At 58.9% G+C, this 18,033-nt stretch carries 11 protein-coding genes; 3 read left to right on the forward strand and 8 right to left on the reverse strand.

Annotation, left to right across the window (positions count from 1 at the left end; all coding sequences use genetic code 11):
- Positions 1–5: 5 nt before the first annotated feature.
- The 4 genes from QSJ80_RS12265 to metH form a co-directional block, all read right to left on the reverse strand.
- The gene (locus tag QSJ80_RS12265) at positions 6–545 is read right to left on the reverse strand and encodes a DUF934 domain-containing protein (RefSeq protein WP_285764754.1); all 540 of its coding nucleotides are present in this window, start codon (positions 543–545) and stop codon (positions 6–8) included.
- Complete coding sequence (locus QSJ80_RS12270) at positions 532–2,190, reverse strand: nitrite/sulfite reductase (protein ID WP_285764755.1); 1,659 nt, start codon at positions 2,188–2,190, stop codon at positions 532–534. Before QSJ80_RS12270 ends, QSJ80_RS12265 begins: the two co-directional genes overlap by 14 nt.
- A gap of 625 nt (positions 2,191–2,815) precedes the next feature.
- On the reverse strand, positions 2,816–3,031 hold the full coding sequence (locus QSJ80_RS12275; RefSeq protein ID WP_285764756.1) for a DUF2970 domain-containing protein: 216 nt from the start codon (positions 3,029–3,031) through the stop codon (positions 2,816–2,818).
- 22 nt (positions 3,032–3,053) lie between these two features.
- Entirely contained in the window at positions 3,054–6,743 is a 3,690-nt protein-coding gene (gene metH / locus QSJ80_RS12280; RefSeq protein ID WP_285764757.1) for a methionine synthase, read from the reverse strand.
- Between the two features lie 238 nt (positions 6,744–6,981).
- On the opposite strand from metH, the gene nfuA reads away from it, so the two are divergent.
- Entirely contained in the window at positions 6,982–7,572 is a 591-nt protein-coding gene (gene nfuA, locus QSJ80_RS12285) for a Fe-S biogenesis protein NfuA (protein WP_285764758.1), read from the forward strand.
- A gap of 94 nt (positions 7,573–7,666) precedes the next feature.
- Here nfuA and QSJ80_RS12290 read toward each other — a convergent pair whose 3' ends face one another.
- The 4 genes from QSJ80_RS12290 to murI form a co-directional block, all read right to left on the reverse strand.
- On the reverse strand, positions 7,667–8,737 hold the full coding sequence (locus tag QSJ80_RS12290) for a 3-deoxy-7-phosphoheptulonate synthase (RefSeq protein WP_285764759.1): 1,071 nt from the start codon (positions 8,735–8,737) through the stop codon (positions 7,667–7,669).
- Positions 8,738–8,926: 189 nt separating this feature from the next.
- Positions 8,927–12,361 carry a UvrD-helicase domain-containing protein gene (locus QSJ80_RS12295; RefSeq protein ID WP_285764760.1) on the reverse strand — a complete coding sequence of 1,145 codons (3,435 nt, stop codon included), beginning with the start codon at positions 12,359–12,361 and terminating at the stop codon, positions 8,927–8,929.
- Entirely contained in the window at positions 12,354–15,050 is a 2,697-nt protein-coding gene (locus QSJ80_RS12300; RefSeq protein WP_285764761.1) for a PD-(D/E)XK nuclease family protein, read from the reverse strand. The genes QSJ80_RS12295 and QSJ80_RS12300 overlap by 8 nt, the downstream gene beginning before the upstream one ends.
- A 70-nt stretch (positions 15,051–15,120) precedes the next feature.
- Positions 15,121–15,942, reverse strand: coding sequence for a glutamate racemase (gene murI, locus QSJ80_RS12305; RefSeq protein WP_285764762.1), 822 nt, complete (start codon positions 15,940–15,942; stop codon positions 15,121–15,123).
- A 106-nt stretch (positions 15,943–16,048) separates the two neighbouring features.
- On the opposite strand from murI, the gene QSJ80_RS12310 reads away from it, so the two are divergent.
- Positions 16,049–17,515: a DNA recombination protein RmuC gene (locus tag QSJ80_RS12310; protein ID WP_285764763.1), complete on the forward strand. Its 1,467-nt coding sequence runs from the start codon at positions 16,049–16,051 to the stop codon at positions 17,513–17,515.
- A gap of 52 nt (positions 17,516–17,567) precedes the next feature.
- Entirely contained in the window at positions 17,568–18,032 is a 465-nt protein-coding gene (locus QSJ80_RS12315) for a DUF2489 domain-containing protein (RefSeq protein ID WP_285764764.1), read from the forward strand.
- The last annotated feature ends 1 nt before the right edge of the window (position 18,033 follow it).

Genomic DNA, 18,033 nt, shown 5'->3' on the forward strand with positions numbered 1-18,033 from the left:
AGGGGTCAGTTTGTTTTGAAGCGCTGCCGGAACAGCGGGCCGGCCCCGTCCGCGGCATCCTGGTAGAACACGGTAAAATCCTGCATGGATCCGCACCATTCCGCGAGCAGCTCTGCCGTTGGTGGTTGTTCAGCAGTCGGAGCAAAAGCATCGAAGCCGCAGCGCACCAAATAGCTTAACTGGTCCCGGATAAAGGCACCGGTGGCGAGCAGTTGGCCGGCATAGCCGTACTGCTCCCGCAGCATGCGTGCCACGCTGAAGCCGCGTCCGTCGGTGAAAGCATTGAATTGGATCGCGATCACCGGGCACTCCAGCAACCGGTTCTTCAGCTGAATATTTTCCTCAAGCATGGCCGGGGCAATAGCTTCATCCAACCAAACCCCCTTGCTGTTTCCGTCAAAAAGGTGACTGTGGCTTTCCAGGCTTTGGACGGGTAGCAGTTCCGGGCGCGCAGGCTCTGAAGCCTGCAGACCTTCCTGGTCCAGCAGTACCCAGTCAAAGTGGCCGACCTTGCCGCCGACAATCGCAAATTCAGCCTGCAGCATAGATGCGCTCCTTGAACGGCGCGTGGCCGATGCGGTGATAGGTATCCGCGAAAAGCTCTTCCGGCTGGCGCTTCTCGATGTAGAGGTCGAGGATTTTTTCGATTACATCCGGTACATCTTCCCGGAAGAAGCTGGGGCCCAGGACCTTGCCAAGCTTTGAGTCATTGCCGGAATCGCCGCCGAGCTGGATCTGGTAATACTCCTCCCCCTTTTTGTCTACGCCGAGAATGCCGATATTGCCAACATGATGATGGCCGCAGGCATTCATACAACCGGAAATGTTCAGTGAGAGATCTCCGAGGTCGTAGAGGTAATCCATGTCGTCAAAGCGCTGCTGGATTGCTTCGGCAACGGGAATGGACTTGGCATTTGCCAGTGCGCAGTAGTCACCACCGGGGCAGCAAATGATGTCGGTCAGGGTGCCAATATTCGGGGTGGCAAATCCTTTTGCCCGGGCTGCTTCCCAGAGGGAGAACAGCGATTCCTGTGCAACGTCGGAGAGCACGGCATTCTGCTCGTGGGTAATGCGCGCCTCCCCAAAACTGAATTGCTCTGCCAGGTCCGCGATGGCTTCGAGCTGGCTGTCGGTCACGTCGCCTGGCGGAACCCCGGTCGGTTTTGTCGACAGGGTGACGGCGCGGTAACCCGGCTTTTTGTGCGGTACCGTGTTGCGCTCCAGCCAGCGCGCAAAAGCCTTGTTGTCATTCGCGAGTAGCGCGAGCTCGGCATCACTTTGCTCGCGGTTATATGCCCGGTAGTCGGGATCGGTGAAGAAGTCGTGCGCCCATTCTATGGCTTCGGGCGTCAACTGCTGTACGCCATCGCGGGTCTTCTCCCACTCGGCGTTGACCTTTTCCGCAAATTTCTCAGGCCCCATCGCGCGCACCAAAATCTTGATACGTGCCTTGTACTTGTTATCGCGGCGGCCGAGCAGGTTGTAGACCCGCACGATCGCTTCGAGGTACGAAAGCAGGTGTTTTTCCGGCAGGAAGCTATTGATCTCGCTCGCGATGACAGGGGTGCGGCCCAGGCCACCGCCGACAAATACGCGGAAACCGGTCTGGTTATCCCTGCGCGCCAGCTGCAGACCGATGTCGTGCACCTGAATGGCCGCGCGATCGGTCTCTGAGCCACTGACCGCGATTTTGAACTTGCGCGGCAGGAATGCGAATTCCGGGTGGAAGGTCGACCACTGGCGAATGAGTTCACAGTAGGGGCGCGGATCCCCAATCTCATCCTGTGCTACGCCGGCAAACGGATCGGTTGTCGTATTGCGGATACAGTTGCCGCTGGTTTGCACTGCGTGCATTTCCACTTCGGCAAGCTCTGCAAGAATATCCGGGACTTTCTCAAGTTTCGGCCAGTTCAGCTGCAGGTTCTGGCGAGTGGTGAAGTGGGCATAATTCTTGTCGTAATCACGGGTGATGCGCGCCAGGCGGCGCAGCTGCCGACTGTTGATCAGTCCATAGGGCACGGCAATGCGCAGCATGGGCGCATGGCGCTGAATATAAAGGCCGTTTTGCAGGCGCAGAGGCAGGTACTCTTCTTCCGCCAGCTGGCCGGCGAGAAAACGGCTGGTCTGGTCCCTGAATTGTGCTACGCGCTCGGTGACCAGCTTGCGGTCGTAATCATCGTAAACATACATAGATGCTGGTTTCCCTGGTAAAGCTCCGGGTCGGGCCGCCGCCGTCGCTCCTCAGGGCGCACGTCAGGTACAGCTCGACGCCGCATAACATACCAGCACCCTTATGCTAGAAATACTATCTTTTTTCGATAGTGTAATTCCTAAAGGTTATAAGGGGGCGAGGGCGCGCTGCCACGGGCGGGCTGATGCCGAAGTGCCCGGATTTTTGCGTGATTTCTGTGCGGATTTGCGTGGAGTTCGCTTGCGCGCCACGCCGGTATTTGATTCACTTAGGAGGTCGTTGTGGCCCCTGGCCCCGCGGCGAGAGCCCGAAAATATAAAAATAAGCGATATAGGGAGTGCTCAAATGAGTGAAGATGTAACTTTGCCAACTGCGAGTGATAACTTTGCCGATGCGGTGGCCGCGGTCACGCTGGTAGCGGTTTTTGTAGTGACCTGCATTTACTGGGTGGCTTCCCAGTAAGCGCCTCGCGTAACTCACGGCTTGCAGGTGATGTGTTGCCTGGCTGAGCCGCCGCCCGGTTGGCTGGCTGTAACAGGTCTGGGGTCCCGGGCGCTTTCCCTGCCTGCCCAATTCTTTTCCGCGTTTCTTTTTCGTGCTTCTTTTCCGTGTTTCTGCGACGGCCTAGCCGGCCATGGACGACAGCACAAAGCGAACCAGCAGCACCAGACCGGTTACGAATAGTGCGGTAAATACGATGCCGGCGATGACAAAGGTTTTGATATTGCCGCTTTCAAAATCCCTTTGTCGGTTGCGGTCTGACTGAACACCGATTGCAGCGGCCAGGACGCTGCCGACCAGCGCCCAGAATCCGCGTTTACCGTTCCCTTTTTCCGTCATGCTGCCTGTCGTCTGTGTTTGGTTAGTAATTCAGGTTTGGCCTGATCCACTTCTCGACTTCTTCGGCGGTAAGGCCCTGGCGCTGTGCGAGACTCTCAACCTGATCGCGTCCAATCTTGCCGACATTGATATAGCGGGCATCCGGGTGCGCGAAGTACCAGCCGCTTACGGAAGCTGCCGGTGTCATCGCGAAATGCTCGGTCAGGTCGATACCTGTGTGCTCGTGAGCCTCCAGCAATTCGAAGAGTTTTGCTTTCTGGGAGTGATCCGGGCAGGCGGGGTAGCCGGGCGCAGGCCGGATACCGCGGTATTTCTCCCGGATCAGTGCGTCATTATCCAGTGATTCTTCCGCGGCGTAGCCCCACAGGTGCTTGCGCACCTCACGGTGCAGGTACTCAGCGAAGGACTCCGCCAGCCGGTCCGCAAGCGCCTTCACCATGATGCTGTTGTAATCATCGTGCTTCCGTTCGAACTCGCGCGCAAGCTCCTCTGCGCCGATGCCAGCCGTCACCGCGAATCCGCCGATATAGTCCGCAACGCCGGATTCGACCGGCGCAATATAGTCCGCCAGCGAGCGGCAGAACCCGTCGCCACCGCGCTTTTGTATCTGCTGGCGGATGCAGGGAATTCTCGCCTTCTCAACGCTGCGACTTTCGTCCTCGTAAATCACGATGTCATCGCCATCGGAGTTGGCCGGCCACAGTCCGACGACAGCGCGCGCCTTGATGCGCTTCTGTTCGATCATGTCGCGCAGCATCTGTTCTGCATTTTCGAACAGCTCGGTCGCGGCAGTACCAATCACGGCATCGTCGAGGATGGCGGGGTACTTGCCAGCCAAATCCCAGGATATGAAGAATGGGGTCCAGTCGATGGTGTCGATGAGCCGCTCCAGGGGCAGGTCGTCGATCACGGTGAGTCCCGGCTTTGCGGGCAGGGGAGGCTGGTAACCGGTCCAGTTGAAGGCCGGTTGCGCTTCCACTGCTTCGGGGTAGGCCAGTTCGGTACCACTCGCGCTGCGATTGGCGGAGCGTACGCGAACTTTCTCGTACTCGGCACGCACATCGCCGACAAATTCCTCGCGGTGCGTGTCCGACAGCAGATTGGAGGCCACGCTTACTGCGCGTGACGCGTCGGCAACATACACAGTCTGGTTCAGGTTGAATTGCGGATCAATCTTTACCGCGGTGTGTGCCTTGGAGGTAGTGGCGCCGCCAATCATCAGAGGCAGGTCGATATTCTGGCGCTGCATTTCCGCAGCAACGTGCACCATTTCATCCAGAGAGGGGGTGATAAGGCCGGACAGGCCGATCAGGTCGCAGTCCTGTTCACGCGCGGTCTTGAGGATTTCCTCGCAGGAAACCATCACACCCAGATCGATAACCTCGTAATTGTTGCATTGCAGCACTACGCCCACGATATTCTTGCCAATATCGTGGACGTCACCTTTTACGGTTGCCATGACGATGCGGCCGTTGCTCTGGCTGCCCTCGCTCTTTTCCGCTTCGATATAGGGTTGCAGGTAGGCGACCGCCTGCTTCATCACGCGAGCGGATTTGACCACCTGCGGCAGGAACATTTTGCCGGACCCGAACAGGTTGCCAACCACGTTCATGCCGTCCATCAGCGGGCCTTCGATCACGTCCAGAGGCCTGTCGGCATTGGCCCGTGCAGCTTCCGTATCCTCGGTGATATAGGTTGTAATGCCTTTTACGAGTGCGTATTCCAGACGTTTTTCCACTGGCAGCTCGCGCCACGCCAGGTCTTCCTTGCGGGTACTGCTGCTGCCATCGCCGCGGTACTTTTCCGCAATATCCAGCAGCGCCTCGGTGGCGTCCGGACTGGTATTCAGTACGACGGCTTCCACCTGTTTGCGCAATTCTTCGGGCAGTTCGTCGTAAACCGCCAGCTGGCCGGCATTGACGATGCCCATATTGAGGCCAGCGCGAATCGCGTGGTAGAGGAAGACAGAATGGATTGCCTCCCGCACCGGATTGTTGCCGCGGAAAGAGAAGGAAACATTGGAAACGCCGCCGGAAACCTGCGCACCCGGGAGGTTTGTTCGGATCCAGCGTGTGGCCTCAATGAAATCGACCGCGTAATTGTTGTGTTCCTCGATGCCGGTGCCAATGGCAAAAATGTTCGGGTCGAAGATTATGTCCTGCGGGGCGAAGCCGACTGTTTCCACCAGAAGCCGGTAGGAGCGCTCACAGATTTCGATCTTGCGGGCGAGGGTGTCCGCCTGGCCAGTCTCATCGAAGGCCATCACCACCACGGCGGCGCCGTAGCGCAGGCAGAGGCGGGCCTTCTCAAGGAAATCCGCTTCGCCTTCCTTCAGGCTTATGGAATTGACCACCGGCTTGCCCTGGATGCACTTGAGGCCGGCCTCAATGGCTTCCCACTTGGAGGAGTCCACCATGATGGGCACCCGGGCGATATCGGGCTCGGAGGCAATCAGCTTCAGGAAGCGCTCCATCGCGGCAGGCCCGTCGAGCATGCCTTCGTCCATGTTGACGTCGATGATCTGAGCGCCATCCTCGACCTGTGCGGCGGCAACTTCGAGGGCGGTGGTGTAATCCTCTTCCAGGATCAGGCGCTTGAAGCGTGCAGAGCCGGTGACGTTGCAGCGCTCGCCGACATTGATAAACAGCGACTCCTTACCCGCAACAAATGGCTCCAGCCCGGCCAGGCGCAGCGCCTGCGGTAATTCCTGCGGTACGCGGGCTTTCTCCGATGCCACGCGTTCTGCAATTTTCTCAATGTGTTCAGGGGTGGTGCCGCAGCAGCCGCCGACAATATTCAGAAAGCCGCTGGTTGCGAACTCACCAACGATCTGTGCTGTCTCTTCCGGGGTTTCATCGTATTCGCCGAATTCGTTCGGCAGGCCGGCGTTCGGGTGCGCGGACACATGGCATTCTGCGACGCGGGAAAGGGCCTCAACGTAAGGGCGCAGTTCGCTCGCGCCAAGGGCGCAATTCAGGCCAACGGAAATGGGCTTGGCATGCGCCACCGAGTAATAGAAGGCCTCGACCGTCTGCCCGGAAAGGGTACGGCCGCTTGCGTCTGTGATGGTGCCGGAGATCATGATTGGCAGCTCGAACCCCAGTGACTCGAAAAGGCCCTGCACCGCAAAAATCGCGGCCTTCGCGTTCAGGGTATCAAAGATCGTCTCGATCAGGATGATGTCGGCACCGCCCTCAATCAGGCCGCGGGTCGCCTCTTCGTAGTTGCTGACCAGCTCATCGAAACTGACGTTGCGGGCGCCGGGGTCGTTGACGTCGGGAGAGATGCTGGCGGTGCGGGAAGTCGGCCCAAGTACCCCGGCGACCCAGCGCGGCCGCTCGGGGGTCGATTTTGCGTCTGCCGCTTCACGGGCGAGGCGGGCAGATTCCACGTTCAGCTCGTAGACAATGTCTTCGAGCGCATAATCCGACTGGGACAGTCGGGTGGCGTTAAAAGTATTGGTTTCGATCAGGTCTGCGCCGGCATCGAGGTAAGCCGCGTGAATATCGCGGATAATGTCCGGGCGGGTAAGGCTCAGCAGGTCGTTGTTGCCCTTGAGGTCAATGCCATGGGCGCCAAAACGCTCGCCACGGTAGTCCTCTTCCTGAAGCCCGCAGCGCTGGATCATGGTACCCATGGCGCCGTCCAGCATGATAATGCGCTGCTCGAGGGACGTCTTTAACTGGGCCAGGCGCTGCTCGCGGTGCTTCATGGGCAATTTCCTTGTAACTATCCGGTTCCCGGCACGCCGCCGGGCGCGCTATGTTAGCAAAAATGCGCCACAGGGCCAGCAGATCACGCCAAATATTGCACGGTCGCGCAGTTTCGGCGGTTCGCGCAGTGAATCCTTGCCGGGATCGCCCTTTTCTCAGGGCAGTTTAATTTGGCCGCGAAGGGGCGTAGAATACCCGACTAAATTAATCGGGTTTTACCCAGTAGCAGAGCTTTGTATGACCGAAGTAAATGTAACCATTACTGAATCCGCGCAGGAGTATCTGCGGGACCTGCTGGAAAAGCAGGATTGTGAAGGTATTGCGATCCGTATGTTCGTTTCCAATCCGGGTACGCCAAGCGCGGAAACCTGCATTGCGTACTGTCGCCCGGGCGAGGAAAAGGAAGACGATGTAGTCATGGAGCTGGACGGCATGCGTGCCTATTTCGAGGGTCGCAGCGTGCCTTACCTGGACGAAGCGCGCGTGGACTACGCCTCAGACAAGATGGGTGGCCAGCTGACCATTCGGGCGCCGAATTCCCGTATGCCCAAGATCACCGATGACAGCCCCATCGAGGATCGCATCAATTATGTGCTGTACAACGATGTGAATCCTGGCCTCGCGGCCCATGGCGGCAACGTCAGCCTGGTGGAGCTGACGGAAGACAACTTCGCGGTGTTGAAGTTTGGTGGTGGCTGCCAGGGCTGCGGCATGGTCGACATGACCCTGAAAGAGGGCGTGGAGAAAACCCTGAAGGAAAAGATTCCTGAGCTGGCCGGTGTCCGCGACATTACCGATCACACCGATAAGTCACAGGCTTATTACTGATCAGTAAGTGCTGAACACGATATACGAAAAAGGCGGACCAATGGTCCGCCTTTTTCGTTGCCGGTGTTTACGGCCGCTTCCGGGTGGCGCGCTGCTATTTTCGTGTGGGCAGCACTTCTTTCAGTTGCTCGTTCATGTACTTGAGCGTCTTTTCCGTGGTTTCCCAGTCGATGCACTTGTCGGTAACGGACACGCCGTACTCAAGCTTGGAAAGGTCGTCGGGAATACTCTGGTTACCCGCCTTCAGGTTACTCTCAACCATGATGCCAATGATGGACTGGTTACCGTCCAGGATCTGGTGGGTTACGTTGTCCATTACCAGCGGCTGCAGCTCGTGGTTCTTGTTGGAGTTGGCGTGACTGCAGTCGATCATGATATTCGGGACGATACCCGCTTTGTGCAATGACTGCTCACAGACGGCGACACTGACGGAATCGTAATTGGGCTTGTTGTCACCGCCGCGCAATACGACGTGGCCGTAGGCGTTACCGGAGGTATGAATGACGGCAACCTGTCCCAGCTTGTTGATACCGAGGAAGCGGTGCGGATTGGCCACAGACTGCAAGGCGTTGATGGCCACGGTCAGGCTGCCATCGGTGCCATTCTTGAAGCCGACCGCGGAGGAAAGGCCACTGGCCATTTCACGGTGCGTCTGGGATTCCGTGGTGCGGGCACCAATTGCAGACCAGCTGATCAGGTCCTGCAGGTACTGCGGGGAGATCGGGTCCAGTGCCTCGGTTGCGATTGGCAGCCCCATTTCTGCGATATCCAGCAAAAGCTTGCGGCCGATGTGCAGGCCCTCTGAAATCTTGAATGAGTCGTTCAGGTGCGGGTCATTGATCAGGCCTTTCCATCCAACCGTGGTGCGCGGTTTCTCGAAATAGGCGCGCATCACGATCAGCAGGGAGTCGCTGACTTCATCGGCGAGTTGGCGCAGGCGGCGGGCATAGTCCAGTGCTGCTTCGGGGCAATGGATGGAGCAGGGGCCCACCACCACCATGATCCGCTTGTCTTCGCGATCCAGAATTCGCCGAATGGCATTGCGCCCTGCTGCGACCGAGGCCTCCGCTTTTTCACTCAGCGGCAGCTCGGCCCTGAGATCCGCGGGACTGACAAGAACTTCCTGTGATACGACATTAATGTCGTCATACTGCTGCGTGGACATCTTCTAATTCCGTTTCTTACTCTTAAATCAGCCGCTTGCGGCGGCACAGGATCTATCCTAGCGGATCGACTGTGGGCTCTGCGAGTGTTTCTTTTGTAACTACTTCCCCGCTGGCTCTTTCCCCGCTGACTCTTTCCCCGCTGACTCTTTCCCCGCTGACTCTGGGCACGAGTCTTTACGCACGACGCGCTATGGTTCCAGCAGCTGCCCCAGCAGCGGGAAGTATAGTGCGCAGCGTATCTGTTTCTCACCAAGCCCGGCGAACAGGCGCCGGTACCTCTCCAGTTGCGGGCTGTACTCCTGGAGTTCAGCAGCGAAGAAATCTCCTGGTTCCTGACCGCTGCCGGGCTCGGTAACCTTGTAGTCAATGATCCAGCGGGTGCCATCGCTGCGGTCGATAAATGTCCGGTCGATAACGGACCTCCGCAGCTGTCTGCCGCCGGCATAGATCGCCAGCTCATTCCGCGCGTCCTGGTGGCTTGGGTCAAGAATCCAGCGTCCGCGATCGCACCCGAGAATCCCGAAAACCGCGCGTTGCACCCGTTTGTGCGCGTTCATGAGGTCCTGGCCGCTTAAACCACACTGTCGCAGCCGGATCTTGCCGAGTGCAAGCAAGGGCTCGACTGCCTGCTCCTGCCACTCGTTAGCCGGGCGGGCCGCAAGAATTTCAAAGAGGCTGTGGGCAACGGTTCCCGCATGGCGGATCCATTCCTGCCTGATGGAGCCAAGGGGCGGCAGGTTCTCTGGGTTCTCGGGCTCCCGATCCCCGGTAAAGCTGTTCCGGTGTGCAGCGAGCAGATCACTCTGTGGGAATTCCGGAGGTTTCCATGTGGCCTTCAGCCGGAACAGGTTATTCTGGTGCTCCACCAGGCTTTGCTCCGTCTGGCTGCTGGCGTCCATCAGTTCGCAATACTGCGTGAACGTATTCCCATCCTCGCCGGCGAGCGTTGGCCAGATGGCGTGTAATAGCGATTTGTTGCCGGGTGCTTTGGTGCGGGTTTCGCCGGTTTTCTTGTCTACATCCATTTCGAGGCAGGCGAACAGGTGCAGTTTCTTGATCGCACGGGTGCAGCCAACGTAGAGCACCCGTGTTGCCTCGAGCCGTTCGCGTTCTGCAGCATCGTATCCGAGGTAGCGGAACAGCGGGTCTTCATCACCCTTTGCCGCTTTCGGTGCCAGCAGGAACTGGGCCGCACCGTCACTCCCGATGCGTTCGCCCCAGCGCAACAGGTCGTCCTTACTGCCGCCGCCACCGAGGTCCAGCCCCGGAATAAAGACATGGTCGAATTCCAGCCCCTTGGACTTGTGGATGGTCATGACCTGGAGTTGCGGGTCTGCATTGACGGCGGGGCGCGCGTACAGTTTCTCGAGTGCGCGCTCGAACTTCTTCCATTCCGGAATGACGCCGCCCTGATCGTGCTTCTCCAGTAACTGGAAAAAGTCTCCGGCGTTTTCCAGCTCATCCCGGTTCAGGGTGGCCGCAGGTCCGCCAAGCGCAACCCACAACCCCTCAATGGTCTGGCGCAGCGGTTTGCGCTGCCGTTCGTTCCAGGCTTGCAGTATCAGCGGCAGGCATCGCTGGATGGACTGCCGGCCATGCTCGCTCAGCCTGTCGAGACGCGCCTGATCCTGCAATGCCAGCAGGATGGGGCGGGCATCGGGATCCAATGGGTGCGCTTCCTGTTGCTGGCTTCCGGCAATGCAATGCAGATCTGCCAGCGTTAGCCCACACCATGGCGCTCGCAGGATCGCCAGCCAACTAATCCGGTCAGCGGGATCCTGCAGCGCACGGGTCAGGCTGAGCAGGTCCTGGATCAGCATCCTGCTGGCAAGCGGTGCAAGATCGGCTGCGTAGTAGTTGAGTCCGGCGGCGGTCAGTGAGGCGAGGATCGTGCGCAAGTGAGGACGATTGCGGGCCAATATGGCGATGGTGTCGTCAGGGTGATCCGTGCGCGCCTGCTGCACGAGCTCAACCAGTTTTTGCGCCTCCCCAAGCCGCTCACTGTCATTGTATTGCCCGTGAAAACGGACCGGGTTCCCTTCGCCGGGGGGCCTGAATGCAACGGAGTCGGAGTAGCGCACGGCGCCGCGACCGATATTGTTCCGAGGCGGAAAAGCATGGCGGAAGCACTCGTTCACCCAGTCGACGATTCCGCGCTGGGAGCGGAAGTTCACGGTCAGGTCGAGGGCGTTCAGCGGCAGCTCGCCGACACCATTTTCCCGTGCGTTCAGGAATATGCCGACATTGGCATTGCGGAAGCCGTAGCAGGACTGCATACCGTCCCCGACAATAAACAGGCTGCGGCCGTCACCCGGCTGCCACCCGGCGGTCAGGCGGTGCAGTAATTCGAGCTGGCTACTCGAGGTATCCTGGAATTCATCGACGAGTATATGGCGGATATTGGCGTCGAGCTTGAGGGTCAGGTCAGTGGGTGCGTCGGGGTCTCCAAGCGACTGGAGCGCACCCTGGGCGACCTGGATAAAATCGGTTGCACCCAGCTGCCTGAAAACCAGGGTGAGTTTGGCCACCAGCCGTGGCAGTATTTCTGTCAGCGCCTGTAATACCTGCCACTGTTCTTCCAGGATTTCCCGGGGCAGTGCTCTGACTTCTTGCATCAATGCAGGCAGTGCGTCAATCACGCCGAGGTGGCCGAGCAACTCCTTGAATGCGGCCTTGCGCTCCTTGTCGGTTGCAGGGAAACCGATACCGACATTGACACCACCGGGCTTGCGCATTTCTCCGCTTGTGGTTGATATCAGCCTGATGAGTGCATGCCAGAGGGGCAGGGCCGAGGCTTCGCAAGCGGGCAGCGCAACCATTCCGGCACACAGCGTTATGGGATCTTCTTTTTTCTTTTCGTTGTCATTCAGGGTATTGCCGGCAAAATCTGCGCTCAGGGCGAGCTCGCTTGCAAAGGGCGCCAGCACATCCGCAAAACTGGTGAGCGCTTCGCTTGCCATATCCTCGATCACGGCCTGGAAATAGGCCCTGGCGTCCTCGTGCCTCGCTGCCATCAGGGTTGGCAGCCATTGATCGCGATTGGCCAGCAGTTTTACCAGCAGGGCGGAAAGCTGGGGCAGGTCGTTGTCCACATGCTCAAGCAGGCGCCGGAGCGGGCCATCTTCCTCTTCATCGCGGAGGTCATCGTACAGTGACATCACGGCCTGTTCGTAAGCGGACTCCGGTTGTTCGAGTGGTTCGCCCGGCGCGCCCATCCCGCTCTCGACGGGCAGTTGCGAAGCCAGTGCGCGACACAGGCCATCAATTGTCTGCAGGCGCAGGCGATGCGGGGATTTTATCAGCTGCCAGTTGAATTTCCGGTCCCGGGCGAGCGCATTCGAGGCGAGTTCCCAGGTGATTGCAGCATGCGGGTCCTGCGGTTTTTCCGAAGTGCTGGCCGCTTCCTGTAAAGCACCGATGATGCGCTCCCGCATCTCGCCGGCGGCTTTGCGCGTAAAAGTGATCGCGAGCACTTCTTCCGGTGCCTCGCAGGCGGACAGCAACTTCAGTACACGTTGTGTCAGGAGTCCGGTCTTGCCGGAGCCTGCGGGCGCTGAGACCGCGAAGCTGCTGCTGATATCGAGTGCCGCTTCGCGGGCGAGAAAGTCCGCTGGTTTAGTCATTGCTGCTACCTCCAGCGGCGATCGTGTCCCGCTCAGGGAATCGGTTCAGGGCCCAGAGTTCTGTCTGTTTTTTCTCATCGGCGGGATTCGGGAAGTGTACCGAAGCCTCGCCGTGCGCAAACGCTGTAGCGAGGGTCTCCAGCTGGGCGTGCCAGCGGCCCTTGACCTCCTGCCAACTTGACAGGGACTTGTCCCGAGCGGCTTTTTCCGGTTCATCGATCCCGTCGATCGGCTCGCTGAGGTCGCCAGTGCCGGTGAAACTGCAGTGCCCGGGCTTCAGGCGCGCAAATGCAATGGCGGAAGCGTTCGGCTGCACCGCCGCATAGAGCGGCAGCTGCGGATCGCGCAGTGGATCACTGAACCAGGCCGAGCGTGTGGGTGAGCCGGTCTTGTAATCGATAATGAGCTGGCTGCCGTCCCCGAGCGTATCGACACGGTCGAGCCGCACACTGAACCTGAGGCCTGCGATGGAAAGACTGTCCCGCTCCTCGACCTTGGCGATGGAAAACACCGGGCGCTGCTTCTCGATCTGTATCCATTCATCCAGCACACGCAACAGCCTGCCGCATTCGATTTCCCAGAAGGGTTCGGCAAGCTGCGGTAGTTTCGGGCGTAGTGCGGTAATGGCGCCCTCGGCTGCTTCCCGCATTTGCTGCTGTAACTGCTCCGGCGAAAGTGCCATGAGTGCATTGTAGGAGTGTGTGTTTGCCCAGAAGTGCGCGAGCATCTCATGCACCATGTTGCCCCGGTCAGCGGGTCCGAGGCCCGGTTGTGGCTCAGGGTGGCGCTGTGCACCCAGCCGGTAATGAACCTGGGCATTGAACGGGCAGACCGCCTGCGCCTTGAGTACACCTGCCCCCCCGCGCACCGGATCTTTCTCGGATTGGGGCAATGCCGGCATCTGTGCATCGTTCAGGGTTTCGTAGGCAGCGCCTCTGCTAATTTCGGCTGAGAACTCCGAGATGGCATTACGGTGTTTTCCGCTGGTGATGCACTCGATCCCGCCAAAAAGCGGACTCAACTGCTGGTGTTGCTCGTCTTTGATTGCGCAGAAACTCAGCCGGATATCTGGTGCCGCGCCCAGATAACCATCTGTCAGGTCCTCCGCGAGCTGGAGTTCACGTTCCTGGCTGGCACGGGGCAAGCCGTTTTCTGCCTGCCACTCGATGGGAATGAGCGGGTTGGGAGAGGGCGGAACGGGCCAGTCGTTCTGGCCAAAGCCGGCCAGCCACAGGTGGTCGAAATGCAGCGAAGCCCCCTCGAGGACACCGAGCACCTGGACCGGGCTATCCGCGGTCTCGGCCTGGAAAGGGGTACGGTTGCATAGCTGGCGCAGCTGGTTGAGTGCGGTTTCCAGTGAGACCGGGGTAGGCGTTGCCTGGCTCGCGCTGAAGTCGGCCAGTACCGATTCCCACAGCTGTAATTGCTGGTACTCCTCACTGTCCGCGACTCTCTGCCCGGGCCAGCCCAGGGCCAGGAGTGTGTCACTGAAACGCGACGCCCACTGCGCAAGGGGAGCCCCTTTCCAGTTAGTTTGCAGGGTGTAAATGCGGTTTAGCCTGGCCGGGAGGTCACTGTCGTTCCCCAGCTTTTCCGCTACCCTCTGCGCCTCGTAGCGCAGCTGTGAGCCGGTGACCTGCACCTGCTGGGACCTGGCGAGGGTGTTGCACAGGGTGGTTGCCAGGTGCAGATCGGCATCACCGGTGCAGATTGCCGGGCTGTAAAGTGTGCTCATGAGCGAGTCGGGTTGCCAGCGCTCGCGCAACAGCTCGAGGCATTGCAGGGTTTGCTGGCCAATGCCCGTGCGGGCAAAGGGTACACCGGCCGAAAAGTTGAAAGGGAGGGTGTAGCGTTGCTGGGCGGGATTGAAGCTTTGTGGCTCCAGTACGCCGGCAAATATCCGCGCGACCTGGTCCCTTTTCTGCCCCAGATTATTGACCACGATTCCAACGCTGGCAGATGGGTTTTGCGTAAGAGCGTCGGAAGCCCAGCAGGCTGCGGCTTCAAGCTCCTCTTCTTCGCTGTTGAACCCCTGGGCGGTAATGCTTTCCGGTATAAGCCGAACCGGCTCAGCATGCTCCACCTTGTCGGCGGCGGCCTCGAGGATGGCGCTGTGTAGCGGGGAAATCTGGTCGAACCCCAGCAGCGTAATACCTGATTGCAGGGGTAGCAGTTTTTGCTCAAACGCTTCGAGGATGAGTGTATCTCTCTGGTCCGGGGTGCAGCCCTGCAGTGCATTTGCACTTTCCGCAAACGACTGGTACCAACCCCCGAGGGGCAGTTCACCATGGGTCTGGGCCGGGAACACAGTTGAAAGCCGGGCAGGATCAAACCGCCATTGCAGCAGTGCGGCAGTCGCGTCGTCGGCGTTTTTACAAATTGCACTGCTGTTGAGGAGGCTGGACAGGGCTTGCGGAAGCGTGTCCTGCCAGAGCTGGAGGCGCTGTTCGCGATTGAGGACCTGTTTCAATGCCGGCCCCCACATCTGGTTTTGCAGCATTTGCCAGCCGTTTTCCAGCCACTCCTGCAGGGAAAAGACCGGCGCCGGGTACCAGGCACTTTTCTGCTGGCGCGAACCGACATACTGCTGGCACCGGTTGCGCAAACGATTGGTCGCGGTGATCACGATGCAGTCGCTGCTGCTGGAGCCGGGGATAAGTCTTTGCAGGTCAAAAGCGGGGCGTACCATCGAGCTGGTGAATCCTCTTCCTTTCAATTTTATCGTTGTTGTCTATCGATACAGGCGGTGCGAGCGGGGCTCAGGCTACAGTAATCAACTGGTGTTCGCGGCAATCAAACTCCCGGAATAGGGCCAGCGCGTCCTGCGTGTTATCGAGCGTACTCAGCAGCAGGCCATGGTTGCGCTTGTTCGTACTCACGACCTGGGTCAGCCACCATTCTACCCTGCGTGCGATCGCCTGGCCGGAATCCATCCAGCATACCGGCCTCGGTGCCAGTGCGGCGAGGTCTTCGCGAAGCAGGGGGAAATGGGTGCAGGCCAACACCACTGTATCTATTCGGGTGCCTTCGGTGTTGTTGAAAATCCGATCGATGACGGGCGCAATGGCTGACTTGTCGACAGGGATGCCGCGCAATTTCTGTTCGGCCAGTTGCACCAGCTCAGGCGCTGCAACGTTAACAACAGTGGTGTCTGCTGCGAATTCCCGGATCAGGTTTTTGGTGTAGTCCCGGCTGACGGTTCCCTGGGTGGCGACCAGGGCGATAGCCTTGTTGTGGCTCGCTGCAGCGGCGGGCTTGATGGCGGGGACAACGCCAACCACCGGGCAGGACAGTTCCGCCCGCAGCGCATCCAGCGCCACGGTGCTGGCGGTATTGCAGCCAATCACCAGGATGTCCGGAGTTACGTGGGCAACCATCGCGGAAGCGACGGTAACGATTCGCTCGGTCAAAAGCCCTTGAGGCTTGTCGCCGTAGGGAAAGAACGCCGGATCGGTTCCAAAATGCAAAACCACATCCGGAAGGCGTTGCCTGATCTCCCGGCCGATGCTGATGGCGCCAACGCCGGAATCGAAGATCAGGATGCTCGCCGGTGGCGCCTTGCCCTGATTGGCCTGTGTCATTGAAAACCTGCCACTGAAACACGTCTGCTGGCATCCACTGCCTACATGTCAAGAATACCGCAAGCTTGGTAGAATAGCGCGATACTTTAAATGCTGTGGAATTTTTATGCAGGAACTGCTGCTGAGCCTCGAATTTCAATACCCGCTGTCAATCCTGGTGGTCGGGGTGGCGCTGCTTGCCCTGATGGTGACAATAACCCTCTGGGTGTTTCTGGTTAAAAAAAATACAGCAAATGAAGGGCTCCGCCGGGACCTTGAATCCCTGACTGCGACCCTGGACGGGGCTGAAACTCGCGCTGCAGGTGCTGAAGTGGAGGGCAGCCGGCTGCGTGAGAAGCTGCAAGTGGCATTACAGGACCTCGCCCGTGCGCAGGTGACGGCGGACCGGGCCGCGGAACTCGGTGTGACAGTCGAGAAGCAGCAGCGCCAGCTGGCAGAGAATCTGGCGGAAAAACGTGCGCTCGAGGCGCGCTTCGAGCAGCAGGAGATTCGCCTCAGGGAGCAGCACCAGTTGCTGGAGCAGGCAAGGGTCTCCATGGGTGAGCAGTTCGAGAACCTGGCCAACCGGATTTTCACAGAGAAGCAACAGGCGTTTAACCGCAGCAGTGAGGCCAACCTGCGCAAGACGATAGACCCGCTTGAGCGCCAGTTACAGGATTTCCGCAAGCGGGTGGAGCACGTTTACGATCGTGAAAACACGGAGCGCAACACCCTGGTCGGGCAGATAAAGGCGCTGCGGGAGCAGACCGAAAAGATCAGTAACGATGCGCTCAGTCTGGCAACGGCCCTGAAGGGAGACAACAAGGTCCAGGGTAACTGGGGTGAAGTGGTGCTCGAGCGAATCCTGGAGGACTCCGGCCTGCAGAAAGGGCGCGAATACGAAACCCAACTGTCGGTCAGTGAAGGTGGTGCCCGCAAGCAGCCGGATGTGGTGGTGCGCCTGCCCGGCGAGAAAGATATCGTGATTGACGCAAAGGTCTCGCTGGTAGATTACGAGCGCTACTGTAATGCCGAGTCGGAAGAAGAGCGCCAGATTGCGCTCAAGCAGCACCTGACTTCCGTGCGCAACCACATCGCCGGTCTCAGCAAGAAAGGCTACGAGCAGCTGGAGGCCATTCGCAGCCTGGATTTCGTTTTCATTTTCGTGCCCATCGAGGCGGCCTATATGCTGGCGCTCCAAAAGGACCCGACGCTGTTCCGCGACGGCCATGAAAAGAATGTGATTCTGGTCAGCCCGACTACCTTGATGGCGAGCTTGCGTATGGTGGAAAACATCTGGCGCAATGAAAAACAGAATCGCAATGCGGAAAAAATTGCGAGTGAAGCAGGCAAGCTGCACGACCAGTTTGTGATGGTGCTACAGGCGTTTGATGAAATCGGCGGGCGCCTGGATGCGGCGCAGGCAGCTTACGATACGGCGCGCAAGCGCATGGAAACGAGCCCCGGGAATGTACTGAAACGCGTCGATAACCTCAAAAAGCTGGGGGCCAAGGCGCACAGGGCACACAAGGCGCTGGAGCAGGCGCCGGTGACAGCGGAAGAAGAGTTGACCCTGCCGGAGCCCGCAGAATAGATTCACTTATCGCCCGGGCAGGTATTTTTCCAACCAACAATTTTGAAATTCTATGAACCAGATACCCGATAGCCTGTTAATCGTTGCGGCCGCAATCATTTTTGTGTTGAGTGCAGTCGCCGGTTATTACCTGTGGAAGCTGCATAAATTGCGCCGGCTGCAGGCAGTCAAGCTCAAGGCCATCGAGGAAGCGGCTGAGGCCCAGCGCGAGCGGGTCAACAACAGTATCCAGATCCTGGCCGCGGCGATTCTTTCAGAGGAAGTCGGTCTCACTGAAGGGGCAATTCGCATCAGTACGCTGATGGCCAGCCTGCAAGTGACCGAAGCAGAAAAAAGCGAGTTTGTCGCGATGTTTACCCTCGCGGAAAAAACCGGGCACATCCCGATTCTCGAGGAATGGAAGAAACTCAAAACCCGCAAGAAGCTTGAATATCTCAAGGAGATGGATGCGTTGGAGGCCGAGTATGGAGACTTTGTGCGCGATGCTGCCGAGCGCCTGCGCGGGCGGGTCTTCTAGC

This window comes from Biformimicrobium ophioploci, from assembly GCF_030270605.1.
Classification (GTDB): domain Bacteria; phylum Pseudomonadota; class Gammaproteobacteria; order Pseudomonadales; family Cellvibrionaceae; genus Biformimicrobium; species Biformimicrobium ophioploci.

Bases quoted from the DNA above. Each gene is read 5' to 3' on its own strand.
- metH (WP_285764757.1), bottom strand. From the start codon at position 6,743: ATGAAGCACCGCGAGCAGCGCCTGGCCCAGTTAAAGACGTCCCTCGAG.
- QSJ80_RS12295 (WP_285764760.1), bottom strand. From the start codon at position 12,361: ATGACTAAACCAGCGGACTTTCTCGCCCGCGAAGCGGCACTCGATATC.
- nfuA (WP_285764758.1), top strand. From the start codon at position 6,982: ATGACCGAAGTAAATGTAACCATTACTGAATCCGCGCAGGAGTATCTG.
- QSJ80_RS12265 (WP_285764754.1), bottom strand. From the start codon at position 545: ATGCTGCAGGCTGAATTTGCGATTGTCGGCGGCAAGGTCGGCCACTTT.
- QSJ80_RS12300 (WP_285764761.1), bottom strand. From the start codon at position 15,050: ATGGTACGCCCCGCTTTTGACCTGCAAAGACTTATCCCCGGCTCCAGC.
- QSJ80_RS12310 (WP_285764763.1), top strand. From the start codon at position 16,049: ATGCAGGAACTGCTGCTGAGCCTCGAATTTCAATACCCGCTGTCAATC.
- QSJ80_RS12275 (WP_285764756.1), bottom strand. From the start codon at position 3,031: ATGACGGAAAAAGGGAACGGTAAACGCGGATTCTGGGCGCTGGTCGGC.
- QSJ80_RS12270 (WP_285764755.1), bottom strand. From the start codon at position 2,190: ATGTATGTTTACGATGATTACGACCGCAAGCTGGTCACCGAGCGCGTA.
- QSJ80_RS12315 (WP_285764764.1), top strand. From the start codon at position 17,568: ATGAACCAGATACCCGATAGCCTGTTAATCGTTGCGGCCGCAATCATT.
- murI (WP_285764762.1), bottom strand. From the start codon at position 15,942: ATGACACAGGCCAATCAGGGCAAGGCGCCACCGGCGAGCATCCTGATC.
- QSJ80_RS12290 (WP_285764759.1), bottom strand. From the start codon at position 8,737: ATGTCCACGCAGCAGTATGACGACATTAATGTCGTATCACAGGAAGTT.